This window comes from Candidatus Termitispirillum reticulitermitis (assembly GCF_054655775.1).
This window is the reverse complement of sequence record NZ_BAAIHG010000054.1, coordinates 1-8,553: the sequence shown is the minus strand read 5'-3', so window position 1 is coordinate 8,553 and position 8,553 is coordinate 1. Positions and strand designations below refer to the sequence as shown.

Sequence of the window (8,553 nt, the reverse complement as noted above, 5' to 3'; positions counted from 1 at the left end):
TATCGTTTCGCCTACCCTTAAACAAGACGTTCTCTAGTGTATTTATTACAATACCATCTGATACTTCATAGCTGGCACCAGCAATGGCATTGTATAGCTCAACGAGCTTCTCTTTTTCAGAGAATAGCTTTGTAAAAACACTATCTTTGTATTCCCTGTTGGTTTTGCCACTTGACATAACTTGATAATATGATGAAAAAAGCTAGTCGTCAAGAGCTTTTATGGCAACTATACAATTATTGCTGATAAAGGGGGTTATATTTCCCATACGGGGAAACTAATAGCATCAAGGTTCTCAATGGGGATAATTTTATTGGTCATACATATAACTGCCCCTGTGCCAATCGGTTTATTCTCATCAGCAAGCAGGGTAAAGTTTCCTGCATCTCTGCTTGTTGGAATATTTGTCTGTTTAACCTCTATCGGGTGGAGCACATTATCGTGTTCCAAGATGAAATCAATCTCCCGCTTTTTCTTTTTGCTGTTGCGATAGAAGTAAATAGCAGGCTTTTCGCCGTTATGGAGGTAGCTTTTTAATATTTCACCGAATATATAAGTTTCAAGAAAATGACCGCTTTGCGCACCAGTCATAAGGCTGTCAGGCGTATGCCAATTAGTCAGATACGCCGCAAGCCCAGTGTCCATAAAATACACCTTAGGCGTTTTAATCAACCGCTTGTTTATATTGCCAGAGTATGGTTGCAACAGGTATATTATGCCCGAACGCTCCAAGATTTCTAACCACAATTTACAGGTGCGTTTGTCTATGCGGGCTGTTGTTGCGAGGTTGTCATAGTTCAGCAACTCCCCTGTCCGTGCGGCAACAGCTACAAGCAGATTATAAAATGCAAGTTCATTATCTATATTGTAAAAATCTTTCACATCACGGGTGATGTAAGTCTGAATGTAGCTATCATAAAAGCGTTTGCGCGGGAGCTGTTCGTCCGCAATAAGCTCTGGAAAGCTCCCTTTCCATATATGCTCAAAGACTTGTAATGTAGTGAGCGGTTTTGATATAGATTTGCGTTTTATTAGAGCCATTGACGGCACAAAGGGAGGGTATTGTGTCGGCTTGCCGATAATCTCCTTATACGAAAAACCTAACATTTCTAGGATAGCAACTCGCCCCGCCATAGATTCCTGCACATTTTTCATCAGCGTATATTTTTGCGAACCAGTGAGCCAAAATGCACCGCGTGGTTTGTCGCCCTCACCCTTTAATGCTGCAAACTTATTCTCATCAACCCATATCTTAATGTAAGTGAACAATTCGGGCGCATATTGCACCTCGTCAATGATAACGGGCGGGGAATATTTTTGCAAAAACCCCTCTGGATTAGTTTTGGCAAGCTGCCTATCAGCAAAGTTATCAAGCGAAACATAGTTCTTTTTAGAATCCAACATACCACACAACAGAGTAGATTTACCGACTTGACGCTGACCTGTCAACAACACCACCGCAAATCCACGCGATGCATCAGTTATCGCCTTAGCCATAGTTCGTTCAAACATTGTTCTCACTCTCCTTAGGGGCAATAGAACATCTATATGCTATATTGCCACCATATCGCACAGTTGTCAATAGACTATTTGCTATTTATACCAATGTATAGTATTATCTGAATTATTGACTCGGAGGTGTCTAATATGAACGGGAAGGTCATAGTTTTCACAACAGGTGGCACTATAGCTATGCGTTATGATGAATCGGCTGGTGGCTCTGTGCCCGCCGTATCAGGCGCAGAACTTCTTGCTGCTATCCCTCCCCTTGCCTCTGTTTGCGATGTTGAGTTGCAAGAGGTCTCAAATGTGCCGAGCGGACACCTAAACTTTACCTACCTAAAAAAACTGGGCGATACTATAACAGATGCCTTTAAGTCTTCAGATGTATTAGGGGCTGTGGTAACGCATGGCACTGATACCATTGAAGAGACGGCATATTTCTTAGATTTATACGTTGACAGTGAAAAACCTATCTGTCTAACGGCGGCTATGCGCAATGCTGCAGAGATTAGTCCTGACGGACCTGTGAATATTTTAGGGGCTGTGCGGACAGCCAGTTGCCCCGATGCAGTGGGACTTGGTGCTTTGGTTGTGATGAACGACCAGATTCACGCCGCAAGGGACGTCACAAAGACACATTCGGGTAATATCGCTACATTTGCATCTCCATTCTGGGGACCAGTTGGCATCCTTGAGCCTGACAAGGTAATTATAAAACGCAAAAATCTAAAACACACAAAAATTCATTCAGAATATATAGAGGAAGACGTACACATTATCAAGCTGCACCTCGGCATTACCGATTTTTTCTTTAATTGTTTGGCTGAAAAGGGAGCGAAGGGGCTTGTTGTAGAAGCTGTGGGCAGAGGCAATAGCAATCCTGCGGCGTTTGCAGGAATAAAGAAAGCCATAGCTGCGGGCATCCCTGTGGTAGTAACAACTCGCTGTCTCGGTGGCAGAGTGCTACCGATTTACGCCTACACAGGCGGGATGGTGCAACTTGTAGATGCGGGCGTTATCCCAGCTGGGGAATTAAATGGACAGAAAGCACGTATAAAACTTGCCCTAGCGTTAGGGCAAACTAGCGATGTGAACGAGCTAAAAAAGCTATTTGACTGCGATTAAGAGTTTAATGACGGCTATTGACAATATTAAATAAATTAGGTTAGAATCCACGTCGCTGATGACGTTTTTGGAGATGTTTAGATGCCTATGAAAATATCTGAAAGAGTAAAGAATACTAGCAAGCTCCTGCGCGTGATAGCGGTGGTGGTCACCGTCATCGCGGGTATTGCTACTCTTGTGGTGTTATATCAAAAGAACATCATTAGAATTCCGGGATTTACGAAGGTCATAATACAAGCTGGCAATGGCAGTGCAGACGGCGCTACAGGCAATACTGCTGCTAATGGCAGTGGCGTAGCTACAGCACAGATAGGCGGTGGTGGTTACGTTTTTCAGAATACCAGCCCCACAACACCGACTCAAACTGGCAATGTAGGTAGTGCTAACGTTAGTGGCGTTCAAACAGGCAATGTCCCAGCGGCTAATACTGCGGCTAATACTAATGCTCTAACAAGCAATACCCAAACAGCTAATACGGCTACAAATAGTGCTAACGCCAATGTTCCAGCGAACAACATTCAAACCGCTAACACTGCTAACACTGCTAACGCCACTAATAGTGCTAATGTTAAGACTGCCAACAGTAACATAGGCAACAATCCACTAATGCTCGCTGCTCGCAAGGGTAACGTAGGTGCGCTGAATGCTGCAATCAACAGCGTAGAAATAGACGCTAAAGATGATACAGGCACCACCGCACTGATGTATGCCTCGCGTGCACGCAACCCTGATGTGATAAAGGCACTTGTAGATAAAGGTGCTAAACTGGATATACAAGATAGTTCAGGCTACACTGCGCTGATGCATAGTGCGGCGGCATCGTTTGATGCTGGTGCTAGAGTGCTTCTGAATAGCGGAGCTGACCCGAACTTGCGCGCCAAAGACGGCAAGAGTGCACTAATATTATCACTGGAGAATGGCAGACCAGCTATAGCCTCTGCCACTGTGTCAAGGGGAGCTAACGTCAATGTCGCTGATAACAACGGTGAAACTCCGCTGATGTCTGCCGCTATGAATGGCAATATATCTAACCTAAAATTAATTTTAGGTAAAAATCCGAGTGTGAACGTTAAAGATAACTCTGGGCGCACTGCGCTGATATATGCCGCCCAATACGGCAACCTCATTGCAGTACAGGAACTAATAGCGAGGGGTGCAGACTACACGGCAAAGGATAACAGCGGCAATGGTGCTCTTGCCTATGCTAGACAAAATAAGCATACCAATGTTATAACTTTCTTACAGTCTATAGGTGTACCGGAGTAATAAGTGAAAACCAAGAGTATAGCTATCATAGGTGCTGGCATTAGTGGAGTTTCGCTAGCCTACTACCTATCAGCCTACAAGAAATATGGTATTGATATTGACATAACTATCTTTGACAGAAACAATTCCTGTGGCGGTTGTATTAGAAGTTCATTGACGGACGGTTATCTTGTGGAGTCTGGTCCTACAGGCGTTCTGAACAACAGAGAACATTTTAGGGAGCTATTCGTTTCGGCTGGGCTTGAAGATGAATTATTATACAGCTCGCCCGCGACTGCCCGCCGCTATATACAGCTAGAAGATGAACTTTTGCTTGCCCCGCAAGGATTGTTATCAGCCATCACTACCCCGCTCCTGCCCTTTAGTGGCAAGTTGAGGATGTTATTAGAACCCTTTATTCTTGCCAACAAAACAAATGATGAGGGCAACGAGGAATCGGTGTTTCAGTTTGCTGAACGTAGGCTTGGCAAGTACGCAGCACAGAACCTTATATCAACACTAGTAGGCGGTATCTATGCAGGTAATGCTCACGAACTTAGCATTAGAGCGGCATTCCCGCATCTATATGAGCTAGAAAAGCAGTATGGCAGTCTTGTGCGCGGTATGCTCGCTAAGATGTTTTCAGCAATTAGCAGTTCTGATGGATGCACGCGAGCTCAAACGCACAAACACTACGAGCTGATATCTAGCAAACGTGGTATGAACGGGCTTGTCAGCGCACTTGCCGATAAGTGTAGCGGGGTTTCACTTCGTTATAAAACGCCTATAGAGACTATCTCATCGGTAAAATCTGGCGGCTACACCGTAACCACACCTGACGGCAAGCAAAACTTTGATATGCTCGCTATCTGTTGTAATGCTAATGATATGGCTGCTATAACGAGTGAGCTATCAAAAGAGATGTCTCAGCAGCTTAGCAAGATTGCCTTTGCGCCAGTGTTTGTGTGTGGCATGGGTTTTGATGAGTTGCAGCTTGCACATCCGCTGGATGCATTCGGTTATCTAGCAGCACCAAAAGATGGGCGGATTGTGCTAGGGACACTCTTTAACTCTGCACTCTTTGCGGGCAGAGCACCTGAGGGCAAAGCACTGGTCACTGTAATTGCCGTAGGCACTAGGAATAGGCAAGCATTCAGTCTCAGTGATGAAGAGCTGCAGTCCACTATTTATGAACAAGTTAAGCCTGCACTCGGCGTGAGTGGACAGCCTGAGTTTATCAGCTCGTTTAGGACAGAATACGCTCTGCCACAATATGATATATGGCATAATACTACAAAAACTGCCGTTAATAATATCGCAGGAGCACTTGCGGGGCTATACATCGGTGGAAATTCATTCGGCGGGGTAAGCATGTCAGACTGCGTCCTAACCAGTCGCAACATAGCTGATAGGATATTTTTTGATATAAAATGCGGCACATCCTAGCATTATTGTTCACCGCAACACTATTCGTAGCACTTACGGGCTGTGAAAGTTTGTTTTTCTATCCTGATAAAACGCTCTATTACTACCCCGCACTAATAATGTCTGCTCCAGTAGACACAGCTTTTATCAGCAAAGATAATTCTACCACGCTACACGGCTGGTTCTTCTCCCCAAAAGAGAAACCTAAGGGCTATATACTTTACCTGCACGGCAACGGTGGCAACGTGAGTAGCCAAACCCCTGCAATGTTATGGCTAGTAAAAGCGGGCTATAGGCTGTTCACCTTTGACTACAGAGGCTATGGCATATCGCAAGGTGCTCCCGATATAAAGGGCGTTGTGGATGACAGTCTTGCCGCATTTGACTTTATGCTCCGTGCCGTGCCTGCTGATGAGAAGGTCTATATATTAGGGCAGAGTATGGGGGGTGCGCTTGCCATAGACTTGGCGGCACTTACCACACAGCAGGCTCGTATTAAAGCGGTGATAACCGACAGTGCATTCTCATCTTGGCGGGTGGTGGCACGGGAAACCGCTGACAAATATCTCTTTTCATGGGCATTCCAGTATCCAATCAGCTGGTTTTTTGATGACAAATATAGCCCTATTACACTATATGGGCGGATACCCGAAAATATCCCCCTCATACATATACATAACATAGGCGACAGGGTTGTCAGGAGCAACCATAGCGAGAAACTGGCAAAGGCGGGGGGCAAGCGTGCTAAACTTTGGATGTTAAACTATTCTGGACACATTACATCGCTAGTTCATAGCGACTTTCAGCAACAATTTTTAGAATGTCTGGTCAGTATGCCCGATAGGTGCGGACAGTAAGCAAGGACGGGAGGTACACCATCACATCCATGTGATAATGCCCTCCTTAGCACAAACTCAAACTCTTTTTACATCATCCCCATTCCGTCCATTCCGCCCATTCCGCCACCGGGCATAGGCGTCTCTTTCTTTTCAGGAATATCCGTTATTACCGCCTCAGTAGTTAGCATTAAACCCGCTACCGATGCAGCATTTTGCAGTGCATAGCGCGCAACCTTAGTTGGGTCTATTACGCCTGCTTGTATCATATCTTCATACGTTTCAGTTGCGGCATTGAACCCAAAAGCCAGCGTCCTAGCATCACGAACTTTATTCACAACGATAGAGCCTTCCACGCCAGCATTTTCAGCAATCTGACGCAATGGGTACTCTAACGCCTTGCGGATTATATCTACACCGATTTGTTGCTCCTTGCCGACCTTGAACCCTTTCAATGCACCCATAGCACGTATCAATGCTACGCCACCGCCGGGAACTATCCCCTCTTCAACAGCAGCCTTAGTAGCATTCAACGCATCTTCAACACGGGCTTTCTTCTCTTTCATTTCAGTTTCAGTGGCAGCACCTACCTTTATAACAGCTACGCCGCCAACAAGCTTAGCAAGGCGTTCTTGCAACTTTTCGCGGTCGTAGTCGCTGGTGGTATCATCTATCTGCTTGCGCAGTTGAGCCACACGCGCCTTTATATCAGCCGTCTTGCCTGCGCCCTCTACTAGCGTAGTATTGTCCTTATCAACAACAACTTTTTTTACCTGCCCTAAATCAGCAATGGTGATAGAGTCAAGCTTTACGCCTATGTCGTCGCTGATAACCTGCCCGCCTGTCAGCACTGCAATATCTTTCAACATTTCTTTGCGACGGTCGCCGAAACCGGGTGCTTTTACAGCAACGCAGTTCAGTGTGCCGCGCAACTTATTCAGCACTAGTGTAGCAAGTGCCTCACCCTCAATGTCTTCAGCTATTATCAGGAATGGACTGCCTTGTTTAACAATTTGCTCTAGTATAGGCAGGATTTCCTTCATATTAGAGATTTTCTTCTCGTGAATTAACACGTAAGCCTTTTCTAATGAAGCCTGCATAGTGTCTTGGTTAGTCACGAAGTATGGGGACAAATAGCCCCTGTCAAACTGCATCCCTTCAACTACGTCAAGGGCGGTTTCAGTAGATTTGTTCTCTTCTATCGTAATAACGCCGTCTTTGCCGACCTTATCCATAGCATCAGCTATAATAGCACCAATTTCTTGGTCGTTATTGGCAGAGATTGCGCCTACTTGGGCAATTTCTTTCTTGCCTTGTATAGGTTTAGATATGCTCTTTAATTCTCCAATAACCTTTTCAACGGCTTTGTCTATACCACGCTTAACCTCCATTGGGCTAGCACCAGCAACAACGTTCTTTATACCCTCACGGTAGATTGCCTGTGCGAGCACCGTTGCAGTGGTAGTGCCGTCACCTGCGGTGTCGCTAGTCTTAGAGGCAACCTCTTTAACCATTTGTGCGCCGATGTTTTCCAACGGGTCTTTTAGCTCAATTTCCTTAGCAACGGTCACGCCGTCCTTTGTAATGAGCGGAGAGCCGAACTTCTTCTCAATAACTACATTACGCCCCTTAGGACCCATAGTCACCTTGACAGTGTCGGCTAGTTTGTCAACGCCACGCAGGATTACCTGACGGGCATCATCGCTGAAAGTAATGTTCTTAGCCATAATTTAATAACCCCCTCTTACCTTATAATACCAAGAATGTCGTCTTCACGCATAATGAGATAATCTTTGTTGTCTATCTTTATCTCAGTCCCTGCGTATTTGCCAAACAGCACCTTGTCACCCTCTTTAACAGCAAGCTTGACAACGTTGCCGTTATCTAACACCTTGCCTGTGCCGACAGACACAATCTTGCCTTCCATAGGCTTTTCCTTAGCGGAATCTGGTATGATAATACCTGACGCTGTCTTTTCCTCGCTTTCAAAGCGTTCCACGATAACGCGGTCTTGCAATGGCTGAATCTTCGCCATACTCTATCCCCTCCGTATAAAATATTTTTTGCTAGTTTTTCATCACTAGCACTTCAACATTGTGAGTGCTAATTTTATACACTTATTATAAAAAATCAAGAGAAAAATTAAAAAAAGTTATTAGTTAGGTGCTCCCAAGCCATTAGCAATATCAGCATAGCTTTTGCTTATCAGCTGACGAGAAAACTTTTAATCGCCTCAAGTGAATACCGCTAGCATTTAATAACTTTTCTCTTGACAATCTCCCCTTTTTCTGCTATAGTTCACGCACAATTTAGTTAAGCTATGAGGGAATCAGGCTGGTGGAAGTTCTTTATGTATATATGTTATGTATATATTTAGGGCTATTCTATCAGCTTTTTTTTATTTGTTTAGTAGTTGCAG

At 44.9% G+C, this 8,553-nt stretch carries 7 protein-coding genes; 4 read left to right on the top strand and 3 right to left on the bottom strand.

Annotated features, from left to right (window positions below):
- Window positions 1-255 precede the first annotated feature (255 nt).
- On the bottom strand, window positions 256-1,512 hold the full coding sequence (locus AC1MDJ_RS05940; RefSeq protein WP_479690018.1) for an ATP-binding protein: 1,257 nt from the start codon (window positions 1,510-1,512) through the stop codon (window positions 256-258).
- Between the two features lie 135 nt (window positions 1,513-1,647).
- Here AC1MDJ_RS05940 and AC1MDJ_RS05935 point away from each other — a divergent pair, with 135 nt between their 5' ends.
- The 4 genes from AC1MDJ_RS05935 to AC1MDJ_RS05920 all read left to right on the top strand — a co-directional run bounded on the left by AC1MDJ_RS05935 (window position 1,648) and on the right by AC1MDJ_RS05920 (window position 6,155).
- On the top strand, window positions 1,648-2,628 hold the full coding sequence (locus tag AC1MDJ_RS05935) for an asparaginase (RefSeq protein ID WP_479690017.1): 981 nt from the start codon (window positions 1,648-1,650) through the stop codon (window positions 2,626-2,628).
- A gap of 81 nt (window positions 2,629-2,709) precedes the next feature.
- Window positions 2,710-3,894 carry an ankyrin repeat domain-containing protein gene (locus tag AC1MDJ_RS05930; RefSeq protein ID WP_479690016.1) on the top strand — a complete coding sequence of 395 codons (1,185 nt, stop codon included), beginning with the start codon at window positions 2,710-2,712 and terminating at the stop codon, window positions 3,892-3,894.
- A 3-nt stretch (window positions 3,895-3,897) separates the two neighbouring features.
- On the top strand, window positions 3,898-5,319 hold the full coding sequence (gene hemG / locus AC1MDJ_RS05925; protein WP_479690015.1) for a protoporphyrinogen oxidase: 1,422 nt from the start codon (window positions 3,898-3,900) through the stop codon (window positions 5,317-5,319).
- Window positions 5,304-6,155, top strand: a complete 852-nt coding sequence (locus AC1MDJ_RS05920) for an alpha/beta hydrolase (RefSeq protein ID WP_479690014.1) — start codon at window positions 5,304-5,306, stop codon at window positions 6,153-6,155. Before hemG ends, AC1MDJ_RS05920 begins: the two co-directional genes overlap by 16 nt.
- Before the next feature lie 68 nt (window positions 6,156-6,223).
- Here the strand turns inward: AC1MDJ_RS05920 and groL are convergent, their stop codons facing one another.
- Together groL and groES are read right to left on the bottom strand one after the other, a co-directional pair.
- Complete coding sequence (gene groL / locus AC1MDJ_RS05915) at window positions 6,224-7,861, bottom strand: chaperonin GroEL (protein ID WP_479690013.1); 1,638 nt, start codon at window positions 7,859-7,861, stop codon at window positions 6,224-6,226.
- 17 nt (window positions 7,862-7,878) lie between these two features.
- The gene (gene groES, locus AC1MDJ_RS05910; protein ID WP_479690012.1) at window positions 7,879-8,169 is read right to left on the bottom strand and encodes a co-chaperone GroES; all 291 of its coding nucleotides are present in this window, start codon (window positions 8,167-8,169) and stop codon (window positions 7,879-7,881) included.
- Window positions 8,170-8,553: the final 384 nt, after the last annotated feature.

Coding starts and splice junctions, on each gene's coding strand:
- groES (WP_479690012.1), bottom strand. CDS start 8,169: ATGGCGAAGATTCAGCCATTGCAAGACCGCGTTATCGTGGAACGCTTT.
- AC1MDJ_RS05920 (WP_479690014.1), top strand. CDS start 5,304: ATGCGGCACATCCTAGCATTATTGTTCACCGCAACACTATTCGTAGCA.
- AC1MDJ_RS05940 (WP_479690018.1), bottom strand. CDS start 1,512: ATGTTTGAACGAACTATGGCTAAGGCGATAACTGATGCATCGCGTGGA.
- AC1MDJ_RS05930 (WP_479690016.1), top strand. CDS start 2,710: ATGCCTATGAAAATATCTGAAAGAGTAAAGAATACTAGCAAGCTCCTG.
- AC1MDJ_RS05935 (WP_479690017.1), top strand. CDS start 1,648: ATGAACGGGAAGGTCATAGTTTTCACAACAGGTGGCACTATAGCTATG.
- groL (WP_479690013.1), bottom strand. CDS start 7,861: ATGGCTAAGAACATTACTTTCAGCGATGATGCCCGTCAGGTAATCCTG.